The 15,879-nt window shown below is 47.6% G+C and carries 13 protein-coding genes; 11 read left to right on the forward strand and 2 right to left on the reverse strand.

All coding sequences use genetic code 11. The features are described from left to right. Position 1: 1 nt before the first annotated feature. From CLV25_RS05485 to CLV25_RS05535, 11 genes are all read left to right on the forward strand, one after another. Positions 2–1,717 carry a RagB/SusD family nutrient uptake outer membrane protein gene (locus CLV25_RS05485; RefSeq protein ID WP_131838635.1) on the forward strand — a complete coding sequence of 572 codons (1,716 nt, stop codon included), beginning with the start codon at positions 2–4 and terminating at the stop codon, positions 1,715–1,717. Between the two features lie 115 nt (positions 1,718–1,832). Further along, positions 1,833–3,164, forward strand: a complete 1,332-nt coding sequence (locus tag CLV25_RS05490) for a DUF3472 domain-containing protein (RefSeq protein ID WP_131838636.1) — start codon at positions 1,833–1,835, stop codon at positions 3,162–3,164. A 536-nt stretch (positions 3,165–3,700) separates the two neighbouring features. After that, a complete protein-coding gene (locus CLV25_RS05495; protein ID WP_131838637.1) occupies positions 3,701–4,192 on the forward strand; it encodes a SixA phosphatase family protein in 492 nt (163 codons plus the stop codon). Between the two features lie 2 nt (positions 4,193–4,194). Continuing rightward, the gene (locus tag CLV25_RS05500) at positions 4,195–6,249 is read left to right on the forward strand and encodes an RNA degradosome polyphosphate kinase (protein WP_131838638.1); all 2,055 of its coding nucleotides are present in this window, start codon (positions 4,195–4,197) and stop codon (positions 6,247–6,249) included. A 12-nt stretch (positions 6,250–6,261) separates the two neighbouring features. Continuing rightward, positions 6,262–7,179: a Ppx/GppA phosphatase family protein gene (locus tag CLV25_RS05505; RefSeq protein ID WP_131838639.1), complete on the forward strand. Its 918-nt coding sequence runs from the start codon at positions 6,262–6,264 to the stop codon at positions 7,177–7,179. A 3-nt stretch (positions 7,180–7,182) separates the two neighbouring features. Further along, a complete protein-coding gene (locus CLV25_RS05510; protein WP_131838640.1) occupies positions 7,183–7,632 on the forward strand; it encodes a DUF2721 domain-containing protein in 450 nt (149 codons plus the stop codon). 349 nt (positions 7,633–7,981) lie between these two features. Beyond that, positions 7,982–9,289, forward strand: coding sequence for a tRNA (N(6)-L-threonylcarbamoyladenosine(37)-C(2))-methylthiotransferase MtaB (mtaB, locus tag CLV25_RS05515; protein ID WP_131838641.1), 1,308 nt, complete (start codon positions 7,982–7,984; stop codon positions 9,287–9,289). A gap of 212 nt (positions 9,290–9,501) precedes the next feature. Further along, positions 9,502–10,824 carry an ammonium transporter gene (locus CLV25_RS05520; RefSeq protein ID WP_131838642.1) on the forward strand — a complete coding sequence of 441 codons (1,323 nt, stop codon included), beginning with the start codon at positions 9,502–9,504 and terminating at the stop codon, positions 10,822–10,824. 272 nt (positions 10,825–11,096) lie between these two features. Continuing rightward, on the forward strand, positions 11,097–11,906 hold the full coding sequence (locus tag CLV25_RS05525; RefSeq protein WP_131838643.1) for an inositol monophosphatase family protein: 810 nt from the start codon (positions 11,097–11,099) through the stop codon (positions 11,904–11,906). A gap of 3 nt (positions 11,907–11,909) precedes the next feature. Beyond that, a complete protein-coding gene (locus CLV25_RS05530) occupies positions 11,910–12,818 on the forward strand; it encodes a lysophospholipid acyltransferase family protein (RefSeq protein WP_131838644.1) in 909 nt (302 codons plus the stop codon). After that, positions 12,811–13,836, forward strand: a complete 1,026-nt coding sequence (locus tag CLV25_RS05535) for a glycosyltransferase family 2 protein (protein ID WP_131838645.1) — start codon at positions 12,811–12,813, stop codon at positions 13,834–13,836. The genes CLV25_RS05530 and CLV25_RS05535 overlap by 8 nt, the downstream gene beginning before the upstream one ends. Positions 13,837–13,862: 26 nt before the next feature. On the opposite strand, the gene CLV25_RS05540 is transcribed toward CLV25_RS05535, so the two are convergent. Continuing rightward, positions 13,863–14,528 carry an inorganic pyrophosphatase gene (locus CLV25_RS05540; protein ID WP_207895591.1) on the reverse strand — a complete coding sequence of 222 codons (666 nt, stop codon included), beginning with the start codon at positions 14,526–14,528 and terminating at the stop codon, positions 13,863–13,865. 17 nt (positions 14,529–14,545) lie between these two features. Continuing rightward, positions 14,546–15,847, reverse strand: a complete 1,302-nt coding sequence (locus CLV25_RS05545) for a UDP-N-acetylmuramoyl-tripeptide--D-alanyl-D-alanine ligase (protein WP_131838646.1) — start codon at positions 15,845–15,847, stop codon at positions 14,546–14,548. Between the last annotated feature and the right edge of the window lie 32 nt (positions 15,848–15,879).

Consider the following 15,879-nt stretch of genomic DNA (forward strand, 5'->3'; position numbering starts at 1 on the left):
AATGAGAAAAAAAATACTATACGCACTATTTGCAGCAACCGCCCTTATGGCTACCAGCTGCGAACTAGACGAGAAGCCATACAACATGGCAGACGAGAGCAGCGTTGCCGGTGGCGACGTGGGAACCATCGAAGCGATAACATCGGGGAGCTACTCGTTCCTTAAAGAGGAGTACTACATAAAGCCTATGCACTATGTTGGCGAATTCGGTGGCGACAACATCGCCCTAAGCGGATCGACTACCGACAACCTGATGTACCTCTACAACTACCAACGAATTCCAGACAGCTACCAAACCTCCTACTTTTGGAACCGTAGCTACAAGATTATCGTTAATGCTAACAAGATTATCTCGCTAGCCAAAGAGGGAACCAGCGAAAAGGTAGACCAGTTTCTTGGCGAAAACTACTTCCTAAGAGGATGGCTCTACTTTAACCTGAGCAACATTTTCGGTCGTCCATACGCTCAATCGCCCGAAACCAACCTTTCGGTTCCGCTAAAGCTATCGGCAAGCATGGATGATTTCCCTGCACGCACAACCGTAAAGGCCGTTTACGAGCAGGTTGTTAAAGATCTTCTAAAGGCAGAGCAGCTGATGAACCAGGATCGCGGTAATATTTACGCATCTAAGACTGCAGCACAAGCTCTTCTTTCGAGAGTGTACCTTTACATGGGCGAAAACAAGCTTGCTGAAGAGTACGCTACTAAGGTTATCGACTCGGGCAAATACTCCCTACTCGGAGCCGAAGACTACCAAAAATATTCGACCTTTACTCCTGAGGAGAATAGCGAAACCATCTTCGCCATTAAGTTCGTAAAGGATAAGGATGACCTTCACTGGTACTCGGTAGGATCGATGTACGCCAATATCGACGGTATAGGTTGGGGCGAGATGTACGCTTCGCTTCCTTACCGCCAGCTTCTTGACAAGAATCCTAGCGATATCCGCCACGCCTTTATTGAGCCCCAGTACATCCTAGATGGCAACGGGAAAAAGCAGTACTGCTTCATGTTTATTGAAACGGTTAAGAACAGCGCAGGCGTAGAGCAACGCTTCTTCCGCTTCGACAAGGTTACCCCCGAAACCGTAAACGGCGTAACCAAGTACAAGCTGCAGGCTACACCTAAGGCGCCTTTCAAGGCATACAAGGATCAATACCTTGCAGAAGAAGAAGGCAAGCTGGTACTTTACGCCAAGCAAGCCGCGGATGCAGCAGACTTCACCCGCTACGAGGTTGCAATTGACTACCTACTAGCCGACCGTGCTAGCTATCCTAAGTACTACGTAAACAAATGCTCGAGACAAGAGGGCCAAGCTCAGCTTTGGTCGCCAGTGGTACTTCGTCTTGCCGAAATGTACCTCAACCGTGCTGAGGCTCGCGCTAAGCAAGGCAACACAGGAGGAGCATTGCAGGATGTTAACGTTACCCGCGAGCGTGCCCAGATCCCTGCATACACGGCCGTTCCTCAGGGAACCGACATTCTAGACCTCGTGCTAGAAGAGCGCCGCATTGAGCTTGCCTTCGAAGGCCATCGTAAGTTCGACATCTTCCGCAACGGAAAAACCTTGGATAGAAGATACCCAGGCACCCACGACAGAGGTACTGCTGCTGCAGTTAAGCTCATCGTAGAGCCAACCGACAAGGCGGTAATCGAGCTAATACCTCAACGCGAAATTAACGCCTACCCAGTTCCGCTAGTTCAGAACCCTCTATAGGGCCAACGCCTTAGCATTGGAAACAATGCTAAGACCTCCTTAATAAATAATGTAGCGTAGAGGCTGATTCAACTCTTTGAGTCAGCCTCTTTTTTAAGCATGTAAATCGGAAACTATGAGCATAAAAAGCATACATCTAGGGCTACTGCTCTGCCTTCAGGCCCTTAGCGGCTGTTCGAGCAGCGCCCAAAAGAGCGAGCTGGAGCGCATGAGCTTTACCCAGTACATCCCCACAGCGGGCAACGCCTACTGCACCGAGAATCGCGCTGGCGCCACCGTTGGCAAAAATGGGATTGCAGAGTGGACCGACGGCTCCACCATCAGCATCTACTTTAAGGCTGGCAGCACGGGCAAACTCGACATCGGGCTGCGCGGCTACGCTCCTAGCGGCACCTCGGTGGTAACGCTTTCGGTTGCCGGTAAATCGTTCGATGCCACCTTTAGCAGCGCAACCAGCAGCACCGTAGCCGTAGGTTCGGTGGAGGTTGCCCAGCCGGGATACATCCGCATCGACCTAAAGGGCAAGTCGAAAACGGGCGAAAGCTACGCCTGCATCGATGCCCTTGCCCTTGGCAACGTGGCCAGCCAGGGCACCCTTACCTACGTTAGCAGCCCCGACTTCTTCTACTGGGGGCGCCGTGGCCCATCGGTACATATGAGCTACACCCTACCTGCCGGGCAGCAGGAGTTCTTCTACAACGAGGTTACCGTACCTGCCGGACAGGACGTGGAGGGCTCGTACTACATGGCCAACGGCTTTGGCCAGGGCTACTTCGGCATACAGGTAAACTCGGCAACCGAGCGCCGCGTGCTCTTCTCGGTATGGAGCCCCTTTACCACCGACGATCCTAACGCCATCCCCGAAAACCACAAGATCGTACTCCTAAAGAAGGGCGATGGGGTAAAAACAGGCGAGTTTGGCAACGAGGGATCGGGCGGCCAGAGCTACCTCGTATTCCCCTGGAAGGCCGATCTTACCTACCGCTTCCTCACCCGCATCCGCCCCACCCAAAACGACCAGTGGGGACAGGCGTGCACCGAGTACACGGCCTACTTCTTCGATGCGGCAGCCCAGAGGTGGATGCTCATCGCCAGCTGGAAGCGCCCATCCACCAGCACCTACTACACCAGCCCTTACTCCTTCCTGGAGAACTTTAACCCGGCACAGGGCTACATTACCCGTAAGGTGTACTTCGGCAACCAGTGGGCGCGCGATGCCAGCGGCGTTTGGAGGGAGATCCCCTCGGCCAAGTTTACCTGCGACGAAACCGGCCGCAAGGGCGGACGGGTAGACTTTGCCGGAGGTAGCGAAGGAAACCGCTTCTTCCTAAAGAGCTTCGGGTTCTTTAATGAGATGGTGCCCCCCGACAGGCCGTTTACCCGCACGGCCAACGGCGGCAACCCGCCCATCACCGAGCAGGAGCTGCAGGCCATTCTGGCGCTTTAGCCGTAAACCGACACTTCTACAACCATACCCCCTATTCCTTAGGATTTCCGATAGGCATAGGGGGATTTTCCTACTAATTACACCGAAACAGATCCTCCGCACCATAGAAGAGCCGCAAATTCTAGATTTCGCGTCCTCCGCACCCTTGATGGAGCAAAAATGCCAAATTCGTTAGCCTCCGCACCCTAAACGGAGTGTAAATGCCAAATTTATTAGCCTCCACAAGCTAAAAGGGCTTGAAATGCCAAATTTATTGGCCTCCGCACCCGTAATGGACCATTTTTTTCGAATTTCAGGTTCTCCCCATTCAAAAAGAAACCCTCACGAAAAGCGTTCAACACACCCTACAAGCGGGCGAGTAAAACGGAGAAATCGCAGCCATCAGCAAGCACAGCTCCCAATAATTCGCATTTATTCCTATCTTTAGGCATACCCAATTCTACGCAGCTCATGGTCCCCCATGCTTTCGAAGGCAAGCGCCACAGGAGTAAGCATTCGGCAGGGGTGCTCCAAGCGACCTGTAAAAAAGAGATAGCATGCTGATGAAGACGCTCTACATCCTACGCCACGCCAAAGCCGCGGGCAGCTTCGATGGCTTTGACGATATCGACCGGCCGCTAAAGCCGCGCGGCCTACAGGATGCCTACGCCCTAGGCCAGGCGCTGGCCGTACGCGGGCTGAAGGTAGACCTTACCGCAGTAAGCAGCGCCGCTCGCACCCTGCAAACAGCCTCGGTGGTGGTTCGTACAGCCGGGCTCGCCTTCGAGAACCTGCGGGTAGCCCCAGAGCTGTACCTGCCCAACGACGGCGAAACGCTCGACTACGTCAGGCAGCTGCCCAACGAGGTGGCATCGGCAATGGTGGTTGGCCACAACCCCGACCTTTCGTACCTTTGCCAGGAGCTGCTCGGCGACCATGGGCTAGAGCTGCCCACCTGCGGCTTTGTTGCCCTTAGCCTGCCAACCGACAGCTGGAGCAACGTTACCCCCGGTAGCGCTAAACTAGAATATGTAATATTCCCAAAATAACGATGACAAGTAAAGAATTAAAGAACATCAACCGAGAGATTAGCTGGCTGGCATTCGACCAACGCGTACTCCAGGAAGCCCAGGATAAAACCGTGCCGCTCATAGAGCGCATCCGCTTCCTCGGCATCTTTTCCAACAACATGGACGAGTTCTTTCGCGTTAGGGTAGCCACCCTGCGCCGATTTGCCGAATTCGAGAAAAAGACCAAGGCATACTACGGCGAGAGCCCCCGAAAAACGCTCAACCGTATCTCCGAGCTAACCGTGCAGTCGCAGGAAAAGTTCGAGCAGGTATTCAACGAGCTAACCGAGGAGCTCCGCGCCAACAACGTTTACCTGATCAACGAAGGCGACCTATCGCCCGAGCAGCGGGCCTACGTAAAAGATCTCTTCAGGACCAACATCCGGTACCTGCTGAGCCCCATCATGCTCAACCACGTCGACCGAATACCACAGCTTAACGATAAGTCGATCTACCTCGCCATAAAGTGCTCGAGCAGCGAGAACCAGAAAAAGGATTTTGCCCTGATAGAAATCCCCTCGGACACCTCGCGCTTTGTGGTGCTCCCCGACAACGAAACCAAGAAGTACGTAGTGCTCCTCGACGATGTTATTCGCGCCAACCTGCCCGAGGTGTTTAAGATACTGCCCTACGATAAGTTCGAGGCGTACACCATCAAGATTACGCGCGATGCCGAAATGGATGTGGAGAACGACCTTACCGAAAGCCTGCTCGAGAAGGTTTCGAAGGGCCTGCGAAACCGCAAAAAGGGCGAACCGGTGCGCCTTGTGTACGACAGGGAAATCCCACACGACCTGCTAAAGTTCCTCACCAACAAGCTGGGCATCGACCGTGGCGATACGCTTATTGCCGGAGGTAGGTACCACAACTTTAAGGATTTTATGGGGTTCCCCAACCTACTGGGCGACTCCTTTGTTAACCCACCGCTTCCGCCCCTTAGCGTTCGCACCTTCGACAAGTGCCAAAGCATGATGGACGAGATCCGGAAGAAGGACCGATTCCTGCACTACCCCTTCCATAGCTTTGCCTACTTCATCCGCCTGCTCCGCGAAGCTGCGCTCGACCCCGACGTGGTAAGCATCAAGATATCGCTCTACCGCGTAGCCTTCGAGTCGAAGGTGGTTAGAGCCCTGATTAACGCCGCCGAAAACGGTAAAAAGGTAACGGCCATGGTGGAGCTCCGCGCCCGCTTCGACGAGCAATCGAACATCTACTGGTCAAAAAAGATGGAAGAGGTTGGTATCAACGTGCTCTTCGGCCAGCCCGGATTTAAGGTGCATAGCAAGATCCTGCTGATCACCAAAAAGACGGACAAGCACACCACCCGAATAGCCGCCATCAGCACCGGCAACTTCCACGAAGGGAATGCTGCGGTGTACACCGACTTTACGCTGCTAACGGCCCAAAAGGAGCTTACGCTCGAGCTAGACCACGCCTTCAAGTTCATCGAAAGCCCCTACCACACCCATAACTACAAGCACCTGCTGGTGTCGCCACACGGCATGCGCAAAAAGCTAACCTCGCTCATCAACGACGAGATAAGGAATGCGAAAAATGGGAACCCGGCATACATCTACTGCAAGGTAAACAACCTTGTTGACGATGGGATCATAGATAAGCTATACGAGGCCAGCAACGCCGGCGTAAAGATTAAGCTCGTTGTTCGAAGCATGTGCTCGCTAGTTCCGGGAATCGCCGGAAAGAGCGAAAATATCGAGATCATCAGCATCGTAGATCGATTCCTTGAGCACTCGAGGATATTCATTTTTGGCAATAACGGAGATCCAAGGTACTACATCTCCTCTGCCGACTGGATGACCCGCAACCTCGACTACCGCGTAGAGATTGCCGCACCAATCTACGACAAAGACATCCAGCAAGAGCTCCGCAACGTCATGGAGTACACTCTTAGGGATAACCAAAAGGCCCGAATAGTTGATGCCTCCCTAAATAACGAATACCGAACAGAGCCCAATGCGCCCTCATTCCGGTCGCAGGTGGAGCTCTACCAGTACTACAGCCAACGCGAATACTAAACAAGAAAGAAGATGAAGCTACTTAAATTTGCTGCAATTGATATAGGCTCCAACGCCATGCGCCTGCTCATCACCAACGTAATCGAAAACGACGGGGAGGTAATATTTAAAAAGGCATCGCTAACCAGAGGCCCTCTACGGCTTGGCATGGAGGCTTTTGAGAACGGAGAAATAGGCTCAGAGAATAAGGACAAGCTGGTGCACATGATGAAGGCCTACAAGCACCTAATGATCGTAAACGACGTAGTAGGGTACCGTGCCTGCGCCACCTCGGCCATGCGCGATGCCCAAAATGGTCCCGACATCGTTAAGCTAATCAAGGATGCCTCCAACATAGAGATCGAAATCATCGATGGAAAGGAAGAGGCCAGAATCATCTACGATAGCCATATTGCCGATATGCTAGAGCCCAACAAGAACTACCTTTACGTAGATGTTGGCGGAGGAAGTACCGAGCTAACGCTTTTGGTAAATGGCAAGCTCGAAAAATCCCGATCCTTTAACATCGGAACGCTCCGGCTTCTCAACAAAAGCGTCGACAAGAAGGAGTGGGATCAGATGCACACCTGGCTCGACAATATCACAGAAAAGTACGGAAAAATAGAGATCATCGGGTCGGGAGGCAACATCAACAAAATATACAAGCTAGCAGGAACCAAAATAGGTCAACCACTAAGCCGCGTTAAGCTCATGGCCATAGCCAAGCAGCTGTCGGAGCTTTCGGTCGAAGAGCGCATCATAAAGTTTGGGCTCAACCCCGACAGAGCAGACGTAATCGTACCAGCATCTGAGGTGTTTCTAATGGTTAGCCGATGGATTGATGCAAAAAACATCTACGTACCGGTTATTGGCGTAGCCGATGGCATTACCCGCAGCCTTTATGCCGACTATAAAAAGGGGAAAGCAATTAAGAATGTACTAAACAAGTAAGCAATGGAGCTAACACTTACAACACCAGCACTACTATTCCCGGCAATCTCGCTGCTGCTACTGGCCTACACCAATAGGTTTCTTCATCTGGCGCAGCTAACCCGAAACCTCCATTCGCAGTACCGCAATAACCCCGAAAAGCTGCTGCTATTGCAGCTAATGAACCTGCGCAGGCGAATCAACATAATACGGAATATGCAGGTACTGGGAAGCGCTGGCTTTCTGTGCAGCGTAATATGCATGTTCTTTCTATTTAGAAGCTGGATGATTGCAGCTAAGCTCATCTTCTCGGTTAGCCTTGGCCTTCTAATCATCTCTTTGGCCCTTTCGGTATGGGAGGTGTACATCTCGGTGCATGCCCTAGACCTACAGCTGCACGACCTAGAAAACTTGAACGAAGAGACTAGGAACGAAAAGGTTGATGGCAGCGCTAAAGGAGTAGACAGCTTGTAGAGTTTTTACATCGTGTAAAGCTTCGTTGGAGAGCGCCGATTGAGCTTTTACATCGTGCAAAGTTTCGTCGGAGAGCGCCGATTGAGCTTTCACGAAAGGAAAAGCCTATAGGCGTCATCCCCCTGCCCTCCCACCTAAGCGGGAGAATAATCAGAGCACAAAGTCCAACCTTTTAAAGGCAAGGTTTTGAGAGCGGGTTTAGCGGAATGCTCTGAAGACCGCACGTATGGCATCCCGCCCCCTTACCTACCCACATCCTAGCATTAGCTATAATAATTAGCTATCACCAGCTTAAGGGGCGCAAGCCATTATTTCAAAAGCAGTATCTTTGCACCACTTTATACAAAAAATGGAGAAAGAGAGTAAAAGAGTAGCGTTCTACACGCTCGGATGTAAGCTGAACTTTTCCGAAACATCCACCCTTGCGCGCCAGTTTACCGAAGGTGGATACCAGAAGGTATCGCACCACGAGGCCGCTGATATCTACGTGATAAATACCTGCTCGGTTACCGAGCAGGCCGATAAGAAATGCCGTCAGGCCATCCGCAAGTTTGTCAAACAGTCGCCCGGAGCCGTTATTGCCGTAACCGGATGCTACGCCCAGCTTAAGCCCGAAGAGGTTGCCAACATCGACGGTGTAAAGCTGGTGATGGGTGCCGCCGAAAAGGGCGAGCTCTACAAAAGAGTGGTAGAAATTGTAGAGGAAAACAGTTCGATTCCCGAGATACACTCGTGCGAGATTACGCAGGTCGACAACTTCTTTAAAGCATACTCCATGGGCGATCGTACCCGATCGTTCCTAAAAGTGCAGGATGGCTGCGACTACCGTTGCTCCTACTGCACCATTCCGCTAGCGCGAGGCAAAAGCAGAAACATTCCTATCGAAGAGCTGATTAAGCAAGCCAACGAGATAGCGGCTAGCGGCATAAAAGAAATAGTGCTAACCGGAGTAAATATCGGAGATTTTGGCAAAACAACCGGAGAGTCATTCCTCGATCTTATACGCCATCTAGATGCCGTTGATGGTATCAAGCGGTACCGTATTTCGTCCATCGAGCCCAACCTGCTTACCGACGAGGTTATCGAATTCTGTGCGCAATCGGCAAAATTCCTTCCCCACTTCCATATTCCACTGCAATCGGGAACCAATAAAATATTGGGGCTGATGCGCCGCCGCTATCGTCGCGAGATATTCGAGGATCGGCTGGCTAAGATTCGATCGGCCATCCCCAATCCTTTCTTTGGCATTGATGTGATAGTTGGTTTCCCCGGCGAAACGGAGGAGGATTTTAGGGAAACCTACCAGTTTCTCGAAAGGCTCGAACCTGCCTTCCTGCACGTATTCCCCTACTCGGAGCGCGCCAATACGCCAACCGTATTCATGGAGGACAAGGTGAAGGATAGCGATATTACCGACAGGGCTAACTGCTTAGGCCTGCTCTGCGAAAAGCTACATAAGCAGTTTTACGAAAAAAACGTAGGCGGAGAAGGACTTGTTCTCTTCGAGAGCACCAAGCGAAACGGAAAAATGTACGGTTTTAGCGAACGGTACATTAAGGTTGAAATTCCCTACAACGAGAAATTGGTAAATCAGCTTGCAAGAGTAAAGTACGTCAGCCTTTCGCCAGATGGGCATATGATAGGTGAACTTATCTAAACTATATAATCGTAAAAAAAGGGGATTCTGCTAAAGAATCCCCTTTTTTTATAGGCTATGCTTTAATATCTACAACATTCAAACAACCTATCATGTATTTTATAGGGATTAAAGTTGATTTTATATATATTTTAAGAGCACAACCCCTATTTTATATAGGTTAGCAAGGATAATATTATACTTTTGCGATCGAACCAATCAATATTCTAACTATGGAAACAAAAAAGAAGTGGCTTTTTACCTTGCTAGTGCTAATGTCGCTAGCAGTTCTAGGAATCTTTATGCCATCAACCCCTTTGGGGGAGATCAAAGGGGTTAACTCAGGAGATCTGGCATGGATGCTAACCTCAACAGCACTGGTGCTCCTTATGACACCCGGTCTCTCATTCTTCTACGGAGGAATGATTAATCCCAAAAATATAATATCAACAATTCTACAGAGCTTCGTATCGATGGGTATTGTTAGCGTACTCTGGGTGCTTGTTGGTTTCAGTTTGGCGTTTGGCGACAGCATCGGAGGCTACCATACCGGACTAATCGGCAATCCTACCAGCTTCTTTATGCTCAACCACGTTGGCGCAGGCATAAATACCAGCTTGGCTCCAACCATTCCGCTTGCACTTTTTGCCATATTCCAGATGAAGTTTGCCATTATTACTCCCGCGCTTATCACAGGATCGTTTGCCGGAAGGGTTCGATTTAGGGCGTACATCTTATTCATTATACTGTTTATCATTTTTGTCTATGCGCCGCTTGCCCACCAAACCTGGCATCCCAACGGGCTACTACGAAATATGGGCGTACTCGACTTTGCCGGAGGCACCGTTGTTCACATGTCGGCTGGTTTTGCCGCACTTGCAGGTGCTATCTTCTTGGGCAAACGCAACGATTACGACATGCCAGAAAAGCGTGCAAACATCCCATTTGTGCTACTAGGCGCAGGACTTTTATGGTTCGGATGGTTTGGATTCAACGCAGGATCAGCTTTAGCTGCAAATGCTCAGGCAATATCCGCTTTCCTGAATACCAATACAGCAGCCGCTGCCGCCATGCTTGCCTACATTTTTACCGAAGGAGCCAGAGGTGAAAAGCCTTCGGGAATTGGCGCTGCAGTAGGATTGGTTGTGGGGCTGGTTGCTATTACGCCATCGGCAGGCTACGTGACAGTTGGCGAATCCATCCTTATCGGAGCCATTGCAGGGGTTATTTGCAACTACGCCGTTTCCTTTCGCACCAAAACAACCATCGATGACACACTAGACGTATTTCCTGCACACGGAATGGGTGGTGTTGTGGGAATGATCTTAACAGGCGTTTTCGCCAAAGATGTAGGGCTAACATCAGGCAGCATCAAGACATTTACTATACATCTAGCGGCCCTAACGATTGTAGCATCGTTCTCCTTTGGGATGTCGTACTTGCTCTACTGGGTAACCAACAAGATTGTACCTATGCGCGTATCGTCCCACTCGGAAAATGTTGGCCTTGATATTAGCCAACATCACGAAACCTACGGGTTTGCCTATAAAGATTAATTCTCCAAAAGTATTTCATAATTCAAGTTTCCAAATATTTCAATAGATACGACAGAGTCATCCCGTTGTGAAATGGTAGAGTTTGTCGATCTATTCACCTCCCTATACTTACAGGTCCTGCAAGTGATTGTTTCGTTCTGTTCTTTCCAGCTAATATCTCCGCAGATATCCTAAAAAAATGGTTGATTCATTAAACTTTTGCTCAATGATTTTACCTTTGCACTGATATTTAAGGAAACCATATTAGTGCAACCTAAAACATCATATAAAAAATGATTGATTACGAGAGTATCTGCCGCAAAACCATTTCTGTTGCCGTAGAAGCTGGCCATTTAATAAAAAATGAACGGGCAAAGTTTCGAAAGGATGCGGTAGAAAAAAAAGGGCTTCACGACTTTGTATCCTACGTAGATAGGGCTTCGGAAGAACTTATCGTAAAAGAGTTGAAGGGGCTAATTCCTGAGGCAGGTTTCATTGCAGAAGAAGGTACAGTAGCAGCAGAAAACAAGCACTACCGATGGGTTATTGACCCGCTTGACGGAACCACCAACTTCATACATGGTATAAGCCCTTTCGCAGTAAGCATTGCGCTTATGGAAGGAGAGGAAGTTGTCGTTGGTGTTGTTTACGAAGTTAGCCTCGACGAATGCTTCTATGCATGGAAAGGGGGAAATGCATACCTTAATGGCACGCCCATCGAGGTATCTACAGCTCCATCCATACATGATAGCCTTGTTGCAACTGGATTTCCTTACTATGATTTTTCGAAAACGCCAGAATACCTAAAGTTCCTAGAGTACTTAATGCGCAACACACATGGCATCCGTCGCTTGGGATCAGCAGCAACTGATCTCGCCTACGTAGCAGCTGGGCGTTTCGATGCGTTCTACGAGTATAGCCTCCAGTCCTACGATGTGGCAGCAGGTTCACTCATTGTAAAGCAGGCAGGCGGTCATGTTTGTGACTTTTCTGGGGGCAACAACTACATTTTTGGGAAAGAAATTGTTGCATGCAACACAATGCTAAAAGAGGAATTCACGGGCATAGTAAAAAGTCATCTGAAAGAATTTACTAAAAAATAGGCAATGATATCGAGGATAGGCTACTCTTTATACTATTCGCTAAGTTGGATAATTTGGGCACTGCCATTGCGTGTCGCATATGCCATATCAGACATCTTCTACTTTTTCATCTATTTGATTGTTGGATATCGCAAAAAAGTTGTACGTCAAAACCTAACCTCAGCATTTCCTGAAAAACCGTTGCAGGAGATTAAGCAGATTGAGCGAAAGTTTTATCACCATCTTTGCGACCTGTTCATTGAATCTATGCAGCTGCTGCACATGCGAAATGATGAGGCAAAAAAACGATTTCAGTATACCAACCCAGAAGTTTTCGAGCAGCTTTATGCGAAAAACAAGAGTGCAATTGTGGTAATGGGGCATTACGGCAACTGGGAGGTTAACATTACGTTCCCTCTTTGGTCGGAGTACAGAACTCTTGCCACATACAAACCCCTAAACAACAAACACTTTAACAAAAGAATGCAAGAGGGCCGTGAACGTTTTGGCATTGAGGCCGTGCCCATGAAGCATACAATAAAAAGGATGCTGGAGTGCACAAAGAATGGCAAACCAACCCTGCTTGCACTAATTGCCGATCAAGCTCCAACCCAATCGGAAACCGATTTCTGGGTAAACTTCCTAAATCACGAAACCGGAATTTTCCTAGGGCCTGAAAAAATCTCAAAAAAAATTGATTCGCCTGTTTTATTTCTCCGTATAGACAAGCCTAAGCGCGGATACTACTCGCTAACCTCGTCGATCATCTGTGAAAATCCCAAGGATACAAATCCTGGAGAGATCACCAAAGCTCATGTAAGAATGCTGGAGCAGCTTATAAAAGAACAACCAGAGTATTGGCTATGGTCGCACCGACGCTGGAAAAGGTCTAGACCTGCGCAAACTCCTCTACATAGCTTATATCATGAATAGAGTTGCAGTTGTTATTCTCAACTGGAATGGCTGTTCTTTTTTGGAGCAGTTTCTTCCCTCTGTTGTTGAAAACACGCCAACAGATATCGCTGATGTTATTGTCGCAGATAATGGATCCACCGATAATAGCATTCCCTACTTAAAGGAGAATTATCCTTTTATAAAAATAATTTGTTTTGACAAAAACTACGGGTTTACAGGTGGCTATAACAGGGTAATCGAGCATCTCGATTACGAGTACACCATCCTTCTAAACTCCGATGTTGAAACACCCAAAGGTTGGTTAGAGCCGCTTTGGAAACAAATGGAAAGCCACCCAGAGGTTGGAGCATGCATGCCCAAGCTAATAGCACATGCCGATAAGGAATCGTATGAGTATGCAGGTGCATCAGGAGGATTTCTAGACAAGTATGGTTATCCGTTCTGTAGAGGAAGGATTTTAGCCACAACAGAAAAAGATCTCGGACAGTATAATGATCCAATTCCTATATTTTGGGCTTCTGGAGCCTGCCTTATGGTACGTACCAGCCTTTACAAGAAACTAGGAGGGTTGGATAGCGACTTCTTTGCGCATATGGAAGAAATCGATTTCTGCTGGAGGTTACAACATGCTGGATATAAGGTTATGGTATACCCAGAAAGTGAAGTATACCATGTAGGGGGAGGAACACTCCCAAACAACAACCCCCACAAAATGTACCTGAATTTCAGGAATAGCCTACTTATGTTAACGAAGAATCTTCCAAAAAAGAATCTTCTAACAACCCTATTCATCCGAATGGTGCTAGATGGAGCCGCAGGTTTGGCATTCTTAGCCAATGGCAAATGGGGTTTCTTTGTCGCAGTGCTTAGAGCACACCGAGATTTTTACAAAATGCTTCGCAAATTCCTAACAAAACGAAAACAAGTTGGGAAACATAGACCCAGTGGGTTTTACAAGAAAAGCATTGTGCTTAGTTACATCGTTAAAGGAAAGAAAACATTTAAACAACTAGATTCTTCAAAGTTTACCTCATAAAAAAAGTCGCTTTAGGGCGACTTTTTCTATTTCAGCATTAGCATATCTTCTAGGTTAAACCTATCGTTGTAATCTTCCATAGACCTTCTTATTACCTCGTAAGCCTCTTCCCTATCGTATACATGGCTGATTTCCACCTTACGTTTTTCGCCAGGCAGGTCTTTGTAGGTTAAAAAATAGTGCTTCAACCGATCAATTGCCATAGGAGGGCAGTCCGTAATATCACTGTACTCACCGTAAACCGCATCGTTTTCGAGTACAGCAATAATCTTATCGTCGGCATCCACTCCATCAATCATCCGAAAGCCACCGATAGGACGTGCTCGAACTAGGATATCCCCATGTGCAATATCCTTTTCTGTAAGTATGCAGATATCAATAGGATCTCCATCTCCTTTTATCTCGCCTCTATTAACCTTATCAATGGTCATCTGAGCAACCTTTTTACCCGAATATGTCTGAGGAATAAAACCGTATAAAGCGGGTACTACGTTCGAATACTTCTGAGGTCTGTCCAACTTTAAGTATCCCGAAATTTTATCGACCTCATATTTTACGGTATCCGTTGGCACCATTTCAATAAAACATGTTACCACCGTAGGTGCTTCTTCTCCTATTGAAACGCCATGCCATGGATGCGACTTATATCTCAAGCCCATCAATCTTCCAACTATCGGATCCATAGATTTCATATATTCAAAACTTTATATTAGAGTAAAGATAAAACATTTTCGAGTTTAATTCCTCTAGAACCCTTAACTAGAACCAGCGAGTTGACGATTGGATTAACCCTCAAGTATTCTGCTAACTCTTCCGAGGTCATAAATAAAATAGCACCGACATTCTTTGATACAGAAACAAACTCTTGTCCAACAAGCATAACTTCATCAACCCCCATTTTCTGGGCAAGATCAATGACCTTTGCATGCTCAACCGCTGATGCGTCACCTAGTTCGAGCATATCCCCCAATATGGCCACTTTATGCCCAACATTAAACTTAGTAAAGTTAGAAATAGCAGCCTCCATACTTGTAGGGTTGGCATTGTAGCAATCCACAATAACCAAATTATTTTCAGTTCGCATCAACTGCGACCTGTTATTGGTTGGAGTATATGCAAGTAGAGATGCCCTAATGCTTTCAACAGGTACGTCAAAATGAAGGCCAATTGTTACAGCAGCCAGTACGTTATCGGCATTATAATCGCCAACAAGACGAGTTTCAAGCATAATGCCATCCAGTATTCCTTTAGATAAATTCAGTCTCAGGAAGGGATGATCAAGATCTTTTTGTAAGATTTCTGCACCCATCTCGCCAAGTCCATAAGAAATCGTATTAGTAATTTCACGCTCTTGAGCCATCTGTACCAAATGCGAATTCGCTGAGTTTATAAAGATTTTTCCATTTTTCTTCTTTACAAAATCATAGAGTTCTCCTTTGGTTTTTTTTACACCTTCAAAACTTCCAAAACCTTCAAAATGAGCTTTTCCGACATTCGTAATCAGCCCAAAATCAGGCATTGCAATCGAGGTCAGCTCATCTATATCCAACGGATGATTAGCCCCCATCTCTATTACAGCCACCTGTGCATCGAATGGTATAGAAAGAATGGTAAGAGGTACACCTATTTGATTGTTTAAATTGCCCTTAGTTGCAGCAACCTTATATTTAGAGCTCAGCACAGCAACAATTAGTTCCTTAGTAGTAGTCTTACCATTTGTGCCGGTTAAACCAATAAATGGAATATTAAGAGTCCGTCGATACATCCTAGCAAGCTCTTGAAGTGCAAGAAGACTGTTCTCAACATAAACAATACGATCTCCTTTTATCGATTTATCATCAACAACAGTAAGAGCAGCACCCAATTCTAAAGCTCTACCTGCAAACGCATTCCCATCAAAATTAGCACCTTTCAGGGCAAAGAATATATCACCAGGAGCAATTCCTCTTGTATCAGTAGTAACTTTGGGATTTTTAGTATACTGCTGAAAGATTATGTCTAAAGCGTCCATACTTATCTATATAAAAAAAGAAAACCTCAAAA

Origin of the sequence: Acetobacteroides hydrogenigenes, assembly GCF_004340205.1 — a bacterium.
Classification (GTDB): Bacteria; Bacteroidota; Bacteroidia; order Bacteroidales; family ZOR0009; genus Acetobacteroides; species Acetobacteroides hydrogenigenes.